The 14,887-nt window shown below is 71.0% G+C and carries 13 protein-coding genes; 10 read left to right on the top strand and 3 right to left on the bottom strand.

From position 1 onward, the window contains the following. Positions 1-126: 126 nt before the first annotated feature. Positions 127-792 (bottom strand): TetR/AcrR family transcriptional regulator, encoded by a 666-nt coding sequence (locus ACTMTI_RS04000; protein WP_441118236.1) that lies wholly within the window; start codon positions 790-792, stop codon positions 127-129. A 113-nt stretch (positions 793-905) separates the two neighbouring features. On the opposite strand from ACTMTI_RS04000, the gene ACTMTI_RS04005 reads away from it, so the two are divergent. The 4 genes from ACTMTI_RS04005 (at position 906) to ACTMTI_RS04020 (ending at position 6,658) form a co-directional block, all read left to right on the top strand. Beyond that, entirely contained in the window at positions 906-1,484 is a 579-nt protein-coding gene (locus ACTMTI_RS04005) for a hypothetical protein (protein WP_441118237.1), read from the top strand. A gap of 107 nt (positions 1,485-1,591) precedes the next feature. Beyond that, a complete protein-coding gene (locus tag ACTMTI_RS04010; RefSeq protein ID WP_441118238.1) occupies positions 1,592-2,890 on the top strand; it encodes a hypothetical protein in 1,299 nt (432 codons plus the stop codon). Between the two features lie 322 nt (positions 2,891-3,212). Beyond that, a complete protein-coding gene (locus tag ACTMTI_RS04015; protein WP_441118239.1) occupies positions 3,213-4,916 on the top strand; it encodes a glycosyl hydrolase family 28-related protein in 1,704 nt (567 codons plus the stop codon). Positions 4,917-5,173: 257 nt separating this feature from the next. Beyond that, on the top strand, positions 5,174-6,658 hold the full coding sequence (locus tag ACTMTI_RS04020) for a serine/threonine-protein kinase (RefSeq protein WP_441118240.1): 1,485 nt from the start codon (positions 5,174-5,176) through the stop codon (positions 6,656-6,658). Positions 6,659-6,760: 102 nt separating this feature from the next. On the opposite strand, the gene ACTMTI_RS04025 is transcribed toward ACTMTI_RS04020, so the two are convergent. Continuing rightward, positions 6,761-7,639 carry an alpha/beta fold hydrolase gene (locus tag ACTMTI_RS04025; RefSeq protein WP_441118241.1) on the bottom strand — a complete coding sequence of 293 codons (879 nt, stop codon included), beginning with the start codon at positions 7,637-7,639 and terminating at the stop codon, positions 6,761-6,763. Between the two features lie 117 nt (positions 7,640-7,756). Between ACTMTI_RS04025 and ACTMTI_RS04030 the strand changes: the two genes are divergently transcribed. After that, on the top strand, positions 7,757-9,775 hold the full coding sequence (locus ACTMTI_RS04030; protein WP_441118242.1) for a BTAD domain-containing putative transcriptional regulator: 2,019 nt from the start codon (positions 7,757-7,759) through the stop codon (positions 9,773-9,775). A 318-nt stretch (positions 9,776-10,093) separates the two neighbouring features. Then, a complete protein-coding gene (locus ACTMTI_RS04035; protein WP_441118243.1) occupies positions 10,094-10,453 on the top strand; it encodes a hypothetical protein in 360 nt (119 codons plus the stop codon). A gap of 33 nt (positions 10,454-10,486) precedes the next feature. On the opposite strand, the gene ACTMTI_RS04040 is transcribed toward ACTMTI_RS04035, so the two are convergent. Continuing rightward, positions 10,487-10,930, bottom strand: coding sequence for a MarR family winged helix-turn-helix transcriptional regulator (locus ACTMTI_RS04040; protein WP_441118244.1), 444 nt, complete (start codon positions 10,928-10,930; stop codon positions 10,487-10,489). A 101-nt stretch (positions 10,931-11,031) separates the two neighbouring features. Between ACTMTI_RS04040 and ACTMTI_RS04045 the strand changes: the two genes are divergently transcribed. From ACTMTI_RS04045 to ACTMTI_RS04060, 4 genes are all read left to right on the top strand, one after another. Then, positions 11,032-12,132 (top strand): substrate-binding domain-containing protein, encoded by a 1,101-nt coding sequence (locus ACTMTI_RS04045; protein WP_441118245.1) that lies wholly within the window; start codon positions 11,032-11,034, stop codon positions 12,130-12,132. Positions 12,133-12,223: 91 nt separating this feature from the next. Then, positions 12,224-12,505 carry an FmdB family zinc ribbon protein gene (locus ACTMTI_RS04050; protein ID WP_441118246.1) on the top strand — a complete coding sequence of 94 codons (282 nt, stop codon included), beginning with the start codon at positions 12,224-12,226 and terminating at the stop codon, positions 12,503-12,505. A 26-nt stretch (positions 12,506-12,531) separates the two neighbouring features. Further along, positions 12,532-13,779: a formamidase gene (fmdA, locus tag ACTMTI_RS04055; protein WP_441118247.1), complete on the top strand. Its 1,248-nt coding sequence runs from the start codon at positions 12,532-12,534 to the stop codon at positions 13,777-13,779. Between the two features lie 43 nt (positions 13,780-13,822). Beyond that, positions 13,823-14,854 carry an alpha/beta fold hydrolase gene (locus tag ACTMTI_RS04060; RefSeq protein ID WP_441118248.1) on the top strand — a complete coding sequence of 344 codons (1,032 nt, stop codon included), beginning with the start codon at positions 13,823-13,825 and terminating at the stop codon, positions 14,852-14,854. The last annotated feature ends 33 nt before the right edge of the window (positions 14,855-14,887 follow it).

The raw sequence follows: 14,887 nt of genomic DNA on the forward strand, positions 1-14,887 counted from the left end.
ATCGAACAACTCGCCCATCTCCACTCGGGCAGGCCGGCAGACCGATGCGGTTGGTCTCGACGTACCGGCCTGGGTGCCCGAGCGACTGGAAGAGTCCAGAACGCCATCCAGGAGTGAGCGTTCCCCTCACCGCGCGCCCAGCCGGGCCTCGAGGCCGTCGAGGACCGCCTGGAGGCCGAATTCGAAGCTCTGGTCGGGCTCGTCGTCGCCGGGCGCCTCAGCGCGGGCCCGCAGGCGCGGGAACAGTGACGCGATCTCGGTGATCCGCTCGACGACCTCCCGCACCTGCTCCTCCGGGTCGCCACCGGAGCGGCGGACCTTTCGTCGCCAGGCGGCGTCGGAGGCCTCGCCGAGGGCCTGACCGAGGGCGAAGACGAAGACCGCGTTCATCGCCCAGTCCACCCGCCTGCCGCTGAACCCGGCCGCCTCATAGACCCCGATGAGGTGGTTGTCGTGGCGCGCCTTGCCCGGGCCGTAGATGAGGTGGGTACTCATGGCCGTCACCAGCCAGGGGTGCCTGAGGACCATCGCGTGGAGGTTGCGCGCCATGACGGCGGCCGCCTCCCGCCAGCCCACCTGGACGGGGTCAGGCAGCTCGATCTCGCCCCACAACTCGTCGGCGGCCAGCACGAGGAGCTCGTCCTTGCTCTTGACGTGCCAGTAGACCGCCGTGGCGGCGGCGCCCAGCCACGTGCCAAGGCGCCGCATGTTCAGCCCTTCAACGCCCTCGGCGTCCAGGACCTCGATGGCGGCCCGGACGATCTGGTCCCTGGTCAACGTGTCACGAGGCATGCGCCAAGGATAGGGGGTTTTGAACTAAGTTCAGAAAGCACTTGCACTTAGTACAAGTCCCGAATTACCGTCGTCTCGCACAAAGTTCAAGCGGCTAACCGGAAGGCCCCTCCATGAAGACCGTGATCCGCGGCAAGCGTCCCCGCAGTGTCGTCCTGGCCGCGGCAGTGCAGTTACTGACCGCCGTCCCGTTCGTGCTCGGAACCTACGTCGTCCTCGCGTACGGCGCCGCCGCTCAGGCGGTGGCCGAGGCCGAGGTCGCCCGGCAGGGCCTCCCACCCTCTGTCCTGGCAGAGCACGGCATCAGCTTCGGCAACAACACGGCGGAGCTGCCGTTCGCCATCGCGATCGTCCTCATCCTGGGGGCCCTGGCCCTGCTCAACCTGAACGGCAAGCGCCTCGGCCGCATCCTGTCCTGGGTCTTGCAGCCGGTCCTCTTCCTCGCCGGCGCCGTCATCGTCCCCGGTCAGGTGTTCGTCGCCCCGCTGCTGGAGTCTGTGTTCATGAACTCGGGCGATCCGGCGCTCGCGCGCATTGACGTGCCGGCCCTGGTGGGCGCGGCCACGCAGGTCATGCCGGGCTGGCTGCTCTACGCGAACGTCGGCAAGCTCACGCTGACGACCCTCGGCTCGGTTCTCGTCGTCGTGCTCCTCGCGCTGCCCTCGGCGCGGGCGCACGTCCGCGGCCGGTGAGCCGGCACCGTACCGACGGCCGAATCGCGAGATATCAACTCTTGTCCCAGTGCTAGATCACGGAGACACTGCGGACGAGATGTCACTGGAGACAGGTAGGAGGCGCCGTGAGATGGCGTGCCGTGATCGTCGCGCTTCTGATGACGCTCGTCATGGGGGCGGCCGAAGCCCCCAAGGACTCCTACGAGATATGGCTGGTCGACCAGTCCGACACGAACGGCCTCGCCCACGGCGGCACCGTGTACGTGTACGACGGCGACGACGTCACCAAGCGTCTTTCCGACGCCCGACCGACCGGCGTGATCGACCTCGGCGGCGCCACGTCGTCCCTGTGCCTGGCGAACACCGGCCGGAACCCGGTCAGGCCCCACATGATCGTGTTCAACAAGGCCGACACCCACGCGGCGCTCGCCTTCGTCGCGAGCGGCCACGTGGTGATCTTCGACGCCGCCTCACGGCGGCCGCTCGCCTGTCTCCTCACTGAGACAGGGGCGGGCGGCGCCCGGCAGGCGCACGCTCTCTGGCCCACCGAGGACGACCGGCACCTCATCATCGCCAACCAGAACGGCAAGAAGCTGGAGCGGATCCGCACCGACTACGCCGCCGGCGCGTTCACCCAGGAACCCGCCGCGACACTCGACCTGGCGGGCTGCACCACTCCGAGCGGCGCGCCGTGCCAGTCCCCAGGAATCCGCCCTGACAACGCTCCGATCTGCCCGTTCATCGCCTCCGACAACGGCCCGGTCTTCGTCAGCCTGCGCGGCGGCGGCATGCTCGTCGTGGACTGGCGGACCACGCCGATGACCATCGTGGGAGAGTACGACGAGGATCACGTGCCCGCGAACGGCTGCGGCTTCATCGAGGCTCAGGGCGCCGTCTTCGGCGACGGGGGCGGCGGCACCCCCGCCAACCCCGACCAGTTCAGCGTTTTCCGGGTGCCACGGAGCGGCTACTCCGCCTCGAACCCGCCGAACACGCCTCCCGTGGAGCGGCTCTACGACGACGACTCGCCGGAGCGTGACGCCCACGGCACCGCGGTCAGCGCCCGGGACCGCCACGTCTGGGTGGGCGACCGCGACGGCAACGTGGTGGAGGTCTTCGACGGCCGCACCGGCGCCCGTGTCAACACGGTGCCACTGACTTCGCCGTTCAGCGCCGACCCGACGGTGGACCTGTTCGCCGGGTCCCCTGACCGCGCATGGGTGTTCGCGTCGACCCGCGGTCCGAACCCGCTCTCCGGCGATCCGCACTCCTCACACGGCACCGACCCCGGCATGCTGGTCGTCCGCATGACGGACGAGGGCCGCGCCGGTCAGGTCCGGGGCCTGATCCCCATCTCCAACGTCGACGCGGCGGGCGCCGAACGCGCCGACGCGCACGGCATCCGGGTACGGCGCGTGCCCTGACCCCGTCGCACGCGCCCGCTTCCCCGCAACGTCCATGACGCCACGTCGGCGAGCCCGCCTGTACGGCTATGAAGTTCCGCAGAACCATCCGATGTATGGGGTGGCCGGTGCCATGTTTCCCGCGTGTGTCGTTCCAATTAACACATGGGTTGACAGGGCTCATCGTTCCATGGGATCACTGTCAAAAGGTCCTATCTTTACACCCCCCCCGCATACCGCCTCGACCCTGTGACCCTCAAGGCGGACGCCGGCCCCAGCGCCTGAGAGAGGCCGGGCCCGGTGAAGGCATCCGGTCACCGCACTACTGACTCCGAGGAGCACCATGCGTCAGGACCCTGCCAACCCGAGCCGACGAAGGCTCATCGGCGGCGCGGCGGCGGCCGTCGCCGCACCCGCGCTCGCGAGCGGAGCCGCGGCGGGGCTCGCCGCACCCGCCCGCGCCTCGGACACCGGCACCACGAGCCGACCGGCGGACGCGTCGGCCGCCCTGCTGGACCAGTGGGCGCAGGCGCCCGGATCCCACCCACTGATACCCGACATATCCCGTGCGGGTTATCGCCTCGGCGCCAGGCTGCCGCGGCCGGGCGTGGTGACCCGCGTGACCGACCACGGCGCCCGCGCGGACGGGACGACGGACTGTGCCCCGGCGTTCAACGCGGCGCTGCGTGCCGCCGGGGAACGGGGCGGCGGCGTGGTGCTGGTGCCACGCGGCACCTACTTGCTGTTGTCGCCGGTCTTCATGCACTGGTCCAACGTCGTCCTGCGCGGCGCCGGGCGCGACGCCACCGTGCTGCACTTCCGCCGGACGCTGGACGACGGTTACCGGCCGGCCCGGCAGTCGAACGGGAACAGCCGCTGGTCGTGGACCGGCGGGCAGATCTGGTTCATGGCGGCCGAGCGCCGGGCCCGGTCCGAGGCGGAGGACTTCGCCGGCACAGAGGGCTGGCTGCTGGGTGACACCCTGGCGCAGGTCGGTGCCGCCTCCCGCGGCCAGCGGACGCTCGTGGTCTCCGACACCAGTGGGCTGCGCGAGGGCGACATGGTGATGCTCGAGTGCGACAACCCGCCGGACGCGAGCCTGCTGAAGCATCTGGCCGGGGAGATTCCCGGCGCGCTGTCCTACGACTGGCCGCGCCGGGCACCGCAACTCGTCACCGGCTCCGGCGGCCAGTACGTACAGTACGCCTCCCTTCAGTGGCCCGTCCGGATCGAGGCGATCCTCGGCGACCGTCTGGTCGCCTTGGCCCAGCCGCTCAAGTACGACCTCCGTCCCAGCTGGCCGGCGCGCCTGCGGGCGATCGGCCCGACCGTCCACGACAGCGGCGTCGAGCAGCTGACCATCCGCAACGAGGTGGTCGCGATGACCGCGCACAACAAACACCCTGGCTCGAACGGGGTGTGCTTCCAGGCCGTGCACGACTGCTGGGCGAGCGAGGTACGCGTGGAGAACTGCGACCTCGGCTTCGGCTTCACCTACGCCAAGTCGATCACCCTGTCTCGAGTCGTCATCGGCGGACGGGCCGCTCACCACAGCTTCGCCTGCCGAATGCAGTCGCACGACAACCTCGTCGACGACTTCGAGATCGAGGCGTTCACCGTCCCGGTGCCCTCCGGCGCGGTCCACCACGGCCTCAACCTGGAGGGCCTGTCGTCGGACAACGTCTGGCGGCGCGGCCGGATGGCCGAGGGCACCTTCGACACCCACCGGGCGCTGCCGTTCGAGAACGCCCGGACCGACATCACCCTGGTGAACAACGGCCGCGTCGGCGGCTCGGCCGCGTCCGGCCCGCTGTTCGGGGCACGGATCGCGCACTGGAACGTCCGGATCACCGGCGGCAGCGCGTACGCCGTGAAGATCGCGGATGTTGCGCCCCGGAGCGTGACCGTCGCCGTGCAAGGTGCCGCCGGCACCGCCAGCGAGCTTCCCCCGGATTTCACCGGCGACCTCGAGAACCTCCTCGTCGAGCAGGGCTCGCCGCCCCGCGTCACCGACCTGTACGCCGCCCAGCGCGACCGCGCGGATTGACCGGCGCAGAAGCGCTGCCTCTTGGCCGGGGCGCTGTCGCGCACTGGCCGCCATCGGCTGACGGCCCGGACCGCGGCGACGGAGGCGCTCGCTGCCGTAGGCTCCTCGGTAGGCGAGTGCCCCCTGCCGGTGCGATGCCACCACGCTCTCGCCGATCTTCGCTTACGGTGCATGTCGGGGACATGCCGCGGACGGCTCCAGGGCCGTGAGCACGGAGCGTCGGCAGGCTGAGGGAATACGGGAGGATGACGTCGGGGATGAGCACTCAGACTCAAGAGCATCTGGGCCCTTACCGGCTGGTCAGGAAGATCGGTGAGGGTGGCATGGGGATCGTCCACCTCGGTGTCGACGGCGCGGGCCGCGAGGTCGCCGTCAAGGTGCTGCACCCGCACGTGGCCGCCGACCTCAAGGCCCGCGACCGGCTGTTCCGCGAGGTGGAGACGATGCGGCGGGTGCTCAGCCCGTACGTGGCCGAGGTGATCGACGCCGATCTGGTGGGCGGCCGGCCATATGTGGTGACCAGGTTCGTGCCGGGCCGCACGCTGGAGGAGACCGTGCTGGCCGAGGGCGCCTTGGAGGCGCGCGAGGTCATCAGGCTCGCCCAGGGGTTGTGCCAGGCGCTGGTGGCCATTCACGCGGCCGGGGTGATTCACCGGGACTTCAAGCCGTCCAACGTCATGATGGTCGATGGGGAACCGCTGGTCATCGACTTCGGTATCGCGCATCTGGTGAACGCGACCAGACTGACGCAGTCGGGGATGTTCGTGGGGACGCCGGGCTATCTGGCGCCGGAGATCATCCGTAACTCGCAGATCACCCAGGCGGCCGACGTGCATGCGCTGGCCTCGACGGTGTTCTTCGCCGCGACCGGGCTACCGCCGTTCGGGACGGGGACGTTCGAGACGGTCTGCTTCAACATCATGGAGGGACTGGCGCAGATCGACCGGGCGCCGGCGTGGTTACGCGGCTGGTTGTCGCGGGCGCTGCAGGTGGATGCGGCCGCCCGGCCCAGCGCGCAGGAGTTGCTGCGGATGGCCAGGGCGCTCGACCCTGCCGGGAAGCCCGGCCCGCCGAGCGGCACCAAGAGGCCGGACGACCGCACGCTGACCATGGACGTCATCTCCGACCTGCTGCCACCGGTCGAATACGGCCAGCGGCATCAGGAGAAGCCGCCGCCTTACGTGCCCGCGACGCTCTCGGCCCGGCCGATCCCGCGCACCGACCGGCAAGTGGCGGGCTACCCGCCGCCCCCGCCCTCACCCCCGCCGTACACGCCACCCGCCGACCCTCAGCCGTTCTGGCTCAGCAGGCGGTTCGTCGGGGTGCTCCTGCTCGTCACTCTGGTGGCACTGACCGTCGTCATGCCGGTCATCGTGGGCACCGCGGCCGTCGCGCTCTCACTGGCGCTGCGCATCGGCGAATACCACTTCGGAGACGAGCAGCGGACGCTGTTCAAGGCCGTGCTCGTGACTTTTGGCCACCTGCTGCTGGCGCTGGCGTTCGGCATCCTCGCCGCGGCCTTTTTGCACTGGGCCAGCAAGATGAGCACCAGCGCCGCGGAGTCCTTCGCCGCGGGGGCCTTCACGCTCGGGCTGTTCGTCCTGCCCGGCGCGGGGGCGGTGCGCCAGGCGGCCATGCGTACGCTCGCCCGCGGCCTGCCCGGCCGCCGTGCGGCCACGGTGGCGGTCGCCGTGATGGGACCGGTCGCGCTGGTGTCGCTGATAGCGGCCCTTGTGGCCTGAGCTCCTCCCTCCGCACCGGATGGCCGCCCGGCGGACGGGGTGCGGTGGCACGAAGGTACGCGACCGCCCTCGCCAGCGTGGCCGTGGCGGCTGCGGCGCGCTTCAGCGGGTGAGGAGCTCTCGAAGGGCTTCGACAACGTCGGCGGGCGCTTCCTCGGCCATGAAATGGCCGCAGGTGACGGTGACGTGCCGCAGGTCCGGTGCCCAGGTGCGCCACAGGGCAGCCGCGTCGAAGCCGAGGGCGGCGCCCCAGTCCTGCTGGAGCACGGTGACCGGCATCGCCGGCCGGTTGCCGGCCTGTCGATCGGCCTGGTCGTGGTCGACGTCGATGCCGGCGGAGGCGCGGTAGTCGGCCACGATCGACGGCACCGCGCCGCGGCAGGCCTCCAGGTAGGCGGCGCGGATGTCCGCGGGGATCGCCCGCGGGTCGTTGGCCCAGAGGTCGAGGAAGTGGCCGAAGAAGGCGTCCGGGCTCGCCCCGATCAGCTGCTCCGGCAGGCCCGGGGGCTGGGCCATCAGGTAGAGGTGGAAGCCGATGGCGGCGCTCCTGCCGCGCATCACCTCCCACATGTCCAGAGTCGGCAGCACGTCGAGGCAGGCCAGGTGAGTGATCGTCGCCGGGTGGTCGAGTCCGGCGCGGAAGGCGACCAGGGCGCCTCGGTCGTGTCCGGCCAGCGCGAAGCGCTCATGCCCCAGCGCGCGGGCCAGGGCGACGATGTCGGCGGCCATGGTGCGCTTCGCGTACGTGGCGCCGCCGGCCTCGGCGGGTTTGTCACTGGCGCCGTAGCCGCGCAGGTCGGGGCAGATCACGGTGTGGTCGGCCGCCAGGTCGGTGGCGACGTGCCGCCACATCAGGTGGGTCTGCGGGAAGCCGTGCAGGAGCACGATCGGGCTGCCCGCGCCTCCGACGGCCGCGTTCAGGGACACGCCGTCGGCGACGGGGATGCGCTCGTAGGTGAAGCCGGCGATGGCAGGCGCCATGGTCTCGCCTTTCTCCGTAGGGAACCGGGTGCTTGAGAAGCCTGCCGGGCGCGAATGAGCATCCAGTGAGCGCGCTACCGTGAGCAGGGGCGACGCCCCGGGAAGGGCGGTCAGGGGGTGCAGGTCGGGTTCGGGGTGCTGGGGCCGGTGGCGGCCTGGGACGCTGCCGGCGGCGCGATCGCGTTGAAGGGCCCGCGGCACCGCGCCGTGCTGGCCCGGCTGATCATCGCCCGCCGCCGCGTCGTCCCGGTCACCCGCCTGGTCGAGGACCTGTGGGAGGATCCGCCGCCAGGCGCCGTGGGCGCGGTGCGTACCTTCGTGGCCGCGTTGCGCCGCGCGCTCGAGCCCGAGCGCCCGCCCCGCACTCCTGCCCGGCTGCTGGTCACCGAGGGGCCGGGGTACGCGTTGCGCCCGCAGCCCGGCGCGGTGGACGCCTGGCGTTTCGAGCAGGCGGTGACCGGTGCCGCCACCCTGCCGCCGGCGGATGTGCTGGAGCGGCTGGAGGAGGCGCTGGGGTGGTGGCGCGGGCCCGCGTACGCCGAGTTCGCCGACGAGGCCTGGGCGCGGGCGGACCGCTCCCGCCTCTCCGAGCTGCGGCTGCACGCCCTGGAGCGCCAGGCCGCAGCCCGGCTGGCGCTGGGCCTGGCCGCCGCGGCGGTGCCGGGCCTGGACGCGCACGTGGCCGAGCACCCTTGGCGTGAGGAAGCCTGGCGGCTGCTGGCCCTCGCGCTCTATCGCACCGGCCGTCAGGGCGACGCGCTGGCCGTCCTGCGCCGGGCGCGTACGCTCCTCGTCGAGCAACTGGGAGTGGACCCGGGACCGGCACTGCGCCGCCTGGAGAGCGACATCCTCCACCACGCTCCCCACCTCGACCCCGGCGCCGCCCCGGCGGAGGAGCCGGGTGCCACCGAGGACCGCTCCGCCGCCGTCCCGTCCGTGGCGGCGGAGCGGGTGTGGGCGCAGGCGGCCGCCGCCTACGACCGTACTGTGGCCTCCGGCGCCAGGGCCCGGCTGGAGTCGACGGTAGACCTGCTGCGCAGCCTCGCGGTGACCGGAGCCGGCGGCCTGCAGGCGGCCCGCGAGCAGCGCGTGGCCGCCATCGCGGCGGCCGAAGAGCTGGGCGACGCGGAGCTGACCGCCCGCATGATCGGCGCCTACGACGTGCCGGCGATCTGGACCCGGGTCGACGACCCGGGGCAGGCCACGCGGGTCGTGGCGGCGGCCGAGCGTAGCCTGGCCGGCCTCCCGCCGGGCACGCATCCGGCGGTGCAGGCCCGCCTGCTGGCCACGATCGCCCTGGAGTCACGGGGCACCCGCTCAGCGCGTGGACCCCAGGCCGCCCGGCAGGGCGAGGAGATCGCCCGCGGCCTGAACGACCCCGCCCTGCTGGCGTTCGCTCTCAACGGCGTGTTCATGCAGACCTTCCACCGCGCGGGTCTGGCGCCGCGCCGGGACGAGATCGGCGCCGAGCTGGTGGCCCTGTCCGCGCGGCACGACCTGACCACGTACGAGGTCCTCGGACACCTCATCCGCCTCCAGGCCCGCAGCGCGCTCGCGGACTTCGCCGGGGCCGACGCGCACGCGGCCGCGGCCGACCGCCTGGCCGAGCGCCACGAGCTGCCGCTGGTGAGCGTTTTCACCGAGTGGTACCGGGCGCTGCGGCTCGCCGCGGCCGAGCACGCACCGGCCGAGGCCGAGGCGGCCTACCGGGCCGCCGCCACCCGATTGGGCGGCGCCGGCATGCCCGGGCTGGAACGCGGCCTGCTCCCGCTCGCCCTGCTGTGCCTGCGTCTGCGGCACGGGCGGCCCGCCAAGGCCGACGAGCGCACCGACTGGGGACCGTACGAGCCATGGACACGCCCCCTGGTGCTGCTGGCCCAAGACCGCCGCAGCGAGGTCACGGCAGCGCTGCACCGGCTCCCGGACCCGCCCCGCGACCTGCTGTTCGAGGCCGTGTGGTGCCTCGCCGCGCGAGCGGCGATCGCCGTCGGCGACGAAGAGACGATGGCGCGCGCCCACAGCGAGCTCGCCCCCGCGGCGGCGGAGCTGGCCGGGGCGGGCAGCGGCCTGCTCACCCTGGGCCCGGTCGCCGAGCACCTCGACGACCTCGCCACCGCTCTCGGGCGCCCTCGGTGAGCAGGCCGACCAGGCTGCTGTCGATGGGGTAGGAGGAGTGGGACCGGGACCGGTCCCAGGCCGGCGTTGTTAGGTTGCGGGGACCTCAGCGACGGGAGGCAGAAGCTCATGAACCCAGCACGAGGACCGGGACGCCCCGCCCTTTGGACAGTGCTCGGGCCTGCGGTGGCGGTGCTGCTCACAGCCTGCGCCGCCGACAAACCGGACACACCGGCTGCGACCACGGCACGTGCCGCTGCCTCCGCCCCCGCATCCGTGTCCCCGTCCCCGTCCCCGTCCGCGACGACGCCGGCGACCACCCCGACCAGCGCCGGCCCCGTGACGCGGAAGCCCAAGGACGGGAAGCGCCTGGCGGCCTGCTCGGACGCCGCGTGCGAGGTCGAGGTCGAGCGTGGCGATGTCATCCGGCTCAACACCCGTGCCATGCGCAAGGCCGGCTTCGGCGACCTGACGGTGCGGAGCATCCGCAAGAAGGAGGTGGTCTTCGACCTGGCCTCCGGCACCTGGACCTACACCCAGCCGGGGCCGAAGGGGGCGGCCAACCTCAACGGCGTCTCGCTGACCTTGGTGCGCATCGACGGCGAACGCGCCGTGATCCGCCTCGGAAAGCCCATCAAGGGCGAGCTCACGATCCGGTTGGGGCCTGACGGCATGACGATGATGACAACGGGTGAGTGAGCCGGGCGGGGCCGGGCGGCCCTGAGAGCCGGGTCATTGGCCGCCCAGGCGGCCGGACACACGGGTCAGCAGGGCTCTCAGCAGGGCGACCTCCTCGCCGCCGATGGCGTCGACGATGTCGTTGTACTGGCGTTCCACCGTGGCGGTCCACTGCTCGAGTGCCTGGCGTCCCCGGTCCGTCGCGAACACCAGCACGCGCCGGCGGTCCGCGTCGTCCACCCGGCGATGGACGAGGGTCAACGACACCATGCGATCGATGATCTTGGTGAGGGTGGGAGGCGGCAGCATCGCGAACTCGGCTATCTCGATCATCGGATGACCGTTGCCATCGCCCAGGAGTGACAGCACGCGCCATTCCTCGATGGTGGCGTTGTCCTCCTTCAGCGCCGTACCGAGTCTCTGCACGACGCTCCGCTCGACGAGCGTGAGAAGCCGGGCGAGGTCGAGGTCGCGGTGTACGGTCGCCGGGGTCGTCAATTTCCCTGCCAAGAGATCGTCGTGGTGGCCATCCTTCCCACGGTACCATTCCGTACCGCTGTGAAATATTCCGGTAATAAGTAATCGCTAGTGTTACCTCTATGACCGAGAAGGCGCGCCTGTGGGCCGGCTCTCCGGGGGGACCCGGGAGCCGCGACACGCTGGACGTCGCCCTCGTGATACCCCTCCAGGGGCCGGCCGGCATCTTCGGGCCGTCCTGCCAATGCTGTGCGCAACTGGCGGCCGAAGAGGTCAACGCCGAGTCCGGGGTGCTGGGCAAGGAGCTGCGGCTGGTGCTCGTCGACGGCGGGGCGCCGCCCGCGCAGGTGGCGAACGAGATCGACGCGCTGATCTCCACGGGAGTCATCGACGCCGTGGCCGGTTGGCACATCTCCGCGGTACGCGAGGTCGTCGCGCCGCGCATCGCCGGGCGGGTGCCGTACGTCTACACGGCGCTGTACGAAGGCGGCGAGCGGTCCCCTGGGGTGTTTCTCACCGGAGAGACGCCGAATCGTCAGCTGCGGCCGACGCTGGAATGGTTCGCGAGCGAGCTGGGAATCCGGCGATGGACGATCGTGGGCGACGATTACGTCTGGCCGCGATCTTCGGCTCGCGCCGCCCGCCGCTACCTCGCCGAACTGGACGGCGTCGTGTGCGACGAGATCTACGTGCCGCTGGGCACCGAGAACTTCGAGGAGACCCTGCGCCGGGTCGCGATCAGCGGGTGCGAAGCCGTCCTCATGCTGCTGATCGGCAACGACGCCGTCGCCTTCAACCGCGCGTTCAGCCGCGCGGGGCTGGATCGAGACCACATCCGGTTCAGTTCGCTGATAGAAGAGAACGTTCTCCTCGCCACGGGGCCGGAGAACACGCGGGGCCTGATGACCTCGGCGGGATACTTCGAGGACCTGCCGACCGCGTCCGGGCTCGACTTCGCCGCCGCCTACGGGCGCAGGTTCGGACTGCAGGCGCCGGTGCTCAACAGCCTGGGCGAGTCCTGCTACGAAGGCGTGCGCATGCTCACCGAACTGCTGCGCCGGGCGGGCGCGGTCGACGTGGAGCGGATCCAGGCGATGGCCGAGGGGCTGGAGTACGAAAGCCCGCGCGGCACCGTCCAGGTACGGGACCGCCACCTGAATCAGCGGGTGTTCCTCGCGGCCGCCGACGGCCTGCAGTGGGACGTGCTCCAGCAACTCCCTTAGCGCCCAGGGTTTACCCGCATGCAACATTGAGCGCGGCCGGATTTTACTTCCTGCAAAAATACTTCCAAAACCAAGCTTTTGGAGGTCGCCCATGGCTGCGTACCAGTACCACTGTGCGGGATGCGGGCCCTTCGACGTGAGGCGTCCGCTCGGGGAGGCCCGGCCTGAGGAGCCGTGCGAGGCGTGCGGCCACCACTCCCGGCGCGTCTACACCTCCCCGATGCTGACCCGCACACCCACCGCGCTGGCCCGGGCCCTGCATGCCCAGGAGGCGAGCGCGCACGAACCGCGCGTCGTCAGCGAGGTGCCCGCATCCCGCCGAGGACCCGCAGTGTCCACCAACCCCCGACACGCCCTTCTGCCGAAGCCCTGATCGGCGAACCAGTTTGGAGGCAGCACATGCCGGAAGTCGTCTTCAGCGTCGACCAGACCCTGTCCATGCGCGACCAGAAGATCCCGGGCCACAACCGCTGGCACCCGGACATCCCGCCGGCCGCCACCGTGTCGCCGGGTTCGGAGTTCCGTCTCGAATGCAGGGACTGGACCGACAACCAGATCGGAAACAACGACTCGGCCAATGACGTCCGCGACGTCGACCTCACCCACGCGCACATGCTGAGCGGTCCGATCGCGGTGGAAGGGGCGGAGCCGGGAGACCTGCTCATCGTGGACATCCTCGATCTGGGCCCGATCCCGCAGCCGACGAGCGACGGATCAGGCTCGGGCTGGGGGTACACCGGCGTCTTCTCCCGCGACAACGGCGGCGGGTTCCTCACCGATCAATTCCCGGACTCGTACAAGGCCATCTGGGACTTCCACGGGCAGATGGCCACCTCGCGGCACATCCCCGGGGTCCGGTACACCGGGATCACCCATCCCGGGCTCATGGGCACCGCCCCGTCCGCCGGATTGCTGGCCCGCTGGAACGCCCGGGAACAGGCCCTCATCGACACCGATCCGTACCGGGTGCCGGCGCTGGCGCTGCCGCCGCTGGCGGACAACGCGCTGGCCGGCCCGCTCACCGGCGAGGACGCGGCCAGGGTCGCCCGCGAGGGTGCCCGCACGGTGCCGGCCCGGGAGAACGGCGGCAACCACGACATCAAGAACTTCACCCGCGGCTCCCGGGTCTTCTATCCCGTGCACGTGCCCGGCGGCCTGCTGTCCGCCGGTGACCTGCACTTCAGCCAGGGCGACGGGGAGATCACCTTCTGCGGCGCCATCGAGATGGGCGGGTTCCTGGACCTCCACGTCGACCTGATCAAGGGCGGCATGGAGAAGTACGGCGTGACCACGAACCCGATCTTCATGCCCGGCAACGTCGAGCCCCGCTACAGCGAGTTCCTCTCGTTCGTCGGCATCTCCGTGGACCACTCCACCGACACCAACCACTACCTCGACGCCACCATGGCGTACCGCAACGCCTGTCTGAACGCCGTCGAGTACCTCAAGACCTTCGGCTACAGCGGCGAGCAGGCCTACCTCCTGCTCGGCTCGGCACCGATCGAGGGCCGGCTCAGCGGCGTGGTGGACATCCCCAACGCGTGCAGCACGCTCTACCTGCCCACCGCGATCTTCGACTTCGACATCCGCCCCACGGCCGAGGGCCCGCACAAGGCGGACCGCGGCCGGTGCGCGGTCACCTCCTGACCTCTCCCCGTTCACCTGTCTTCAGAAAGAGCGAGGCCCACCCATGAACGACCATCAGACCTTCGACCTGGGCAACTTCACCACCCAGCACGGTGCCACCCTCCGCGGCGCCCACCTGGCCTACAAGACGTACGGCGAGCTCAACGAGGACAAGAGCAACGTCATCGTCTACCCCACCTGGTACTCCGGGCGGCACTGGGACAACGAGTGGCTCATCGGGGAGGGCATGGCACTCGACCCGGGCCAGTACTTCATCATCGTTCCGAACATGCTCGGCAACGGCTTGTCCACCTCGCCGAGCAACACCCCCGCCCCCTACGACCGGGCGCGCTTCCCGAAGCTCACGGTCTACGACCAGGTCGCGGCGCAGCACCGGCTGGTGACCGAGGTGTTCGGCATCGAGCGGGTGGCCCTGGTGACGGGCTGGTCCATGGGCGCCGGGCAGACCTACCAGTGGGCGGTGAGCCACCCGGAGATGGTCGAGCGGATCGCCCCGTTCTGCGGCTCACCGCGTACCAGCATCCACAACATCGTCTTCCTGGAAGGCGTCAAGGCGGCCCTGATGGCCGACTCCGTCTTCGCCGGCGGCTGGTACGGCGAGCAACTACCGACCACCGGCCTGCGCGCCCTGGCCAGGGTCTACGCCGGGTGGGGATTCTCGCAGGCCTTCTACTGGGAGAAGGTGTACGAGGATCTCGGCTACACCTCCCTGGAGGATTTCCTCGTCGGCTTCTGGGAGGGCTTCTTCCTCGACGGCCGGGACCCGAACAACCTGCTGACCATGCTCTGGACCTGGCAGAACGGAGATGTCGGCCGCACCCCCGGCTTCGACGGCGACACCGAGGCCGCCCTCGCCTCCATCAAGGCGACCTCGATCGTGATGCCCGCGGAGAAGGACCTCTACTTCCCGCCGGAGGACGAGGCCTGGGCGGTCGGCCACATGGCCAACGCCGAACTCCGCGTGATCCCGGGCATCTGGGGCCACTTCGCCGGCCACGGCAGCAATCCGAAGGACACCGCGTTCATCGACGTGGCCCTGCGTGAGCTGCTGGCCAAGCCGGGCGGCCTGGACTAGGCATCCGGCATCGCGCACCAGCCGGCGGCCGGC

Source organism: Nonomuraea sp. H19 (assembly GCF_052068215.1).
GTDB lineage: Bacteria > Actinomycetota > Actinomycetes > Streptosporangiales > Streptosporangiaceae > Nonomuraea.